Origin of the sequence: Ovoidimarina sediminis, from assembly GCF_032586175.1 — a bacterium.
GTDB lineage: Bacteria > Pseudomonadota > Alphaproteobacteria > Rhodobacterales > Rhodobacteraceae > Ovoidimarina > Ovoidimarina sediminis.
In genome coordinates this window covers 1-960 of the sequence record NZ_JAWHTE010000071.1, presented here as the reverse complement: position 1 = coordinate 960, position 960 = coordinate 1, and the positions used below count along the sequence as shown (strand labels likewise).

1 protein-coding gene is annotated in these 960 nt (G+C 54.0%); it reads right to left on the bottom strand.

Annotated elements, in window-relative coordinates:
- Positions 1–106 precede the first annotated feature (106 nt).
- A complete protein-coding gene (locus tag RXV90_RS25765) occupies positions 107–538 on the bottom strand; it encodes a helix-turn-helix domain-containing protein (RefSeq protein ID WP_316653289.1) in 432 nt (143 codons plus the stop codon).
- Between the last annotated feature and the right edge of the window lie 422 nt (positions 539–960).

The following is a 960-nucleotide window of genomic DNA, read 5'->3' as shown; positions in this document are numbered from 1 at the left end:
GCCTGAGCGACAGGCCCAGTTACGCGCTATCGCGATCTGTTCGCGGCTCTCAACCCGACTTCTTCAACACAATCGGCCCGACGCAGACACTGTATTTTGACCACTTTCACGGTTGCTGAATCATTGTCGATACGATTGCATCAATTTGGGCTAACTGCTCTTGGGACAACTGGTGCAGTTTCCGCTGCAGGTTCGCACATGGTGCATCAATTTCCATTATGATGGAGCGTAACGTCCTTGTTAAAATTTTTCGTGTAGACGGCTCGAGGCGGTCCAATAGCTGCCGGATATCGGTTTCTTCCGGAGGCGTGGTGCCGAAAACGATGTCCGTGACCGAGCATCTTAGCACACGGCAGATTGATGCCAATTCATCAGCATAGAGCCGCGAACGTCCAAGTTCAATCTGGTTCAACCTTTGCGGATTGCGGTGGCCAAGCGCCTCGCTGAGTTTGATCTGAGTGAGTCCTGCTTCAGTTCGGTACTTACGCAACCGACTTCCGATCAGCGCTCTTGCCTGATAAATGTCTTCCTCTTGCATATACATATGATTATTTGAATTTACTGATCAGGCAAGCGCCAAAATGCAAGCGGCCTCCCACGGACTTGTCGAGATTGCCGCCTATTGTTTGCTCATTTGACTTTTGGCTGTCCGCGCGACCAGCATCGGCGAACAAGGCAGAGTCCGCTTCGTCCTCGGAGCGGTCGTTCGATGGGAACTTGGTGCCCCTCGGCGGCGAACATCCGGTTTGTCCCGCTTGTCGGACATAGAGCCTAGTCCTGCGAAGGTCCGCTGTCGGCGAAAGCGGCCGTCCCTGGCCGAAATCGCGCATCGGCGGCCATCAATGACCGATTAGCACTTCAGACCGGTCATCACACTATTTTGCTTGTCTATTGATTAACGCGGTCTCAGCCGAAGAGTTGAGCCACCGCACGCCACACCATTATTGGCGCGCGGTGGCG

Bases quoted from the DNA above. Each gene is read 5' to 3' on its own strand.
- RXV90_RS25765 (WP_316653289.1), bottom strand. From the start codon at position 538: ATGCAAGAGGAAGACATTTATCAGGCAAGAGCGCTGATCGGAAGTCGG.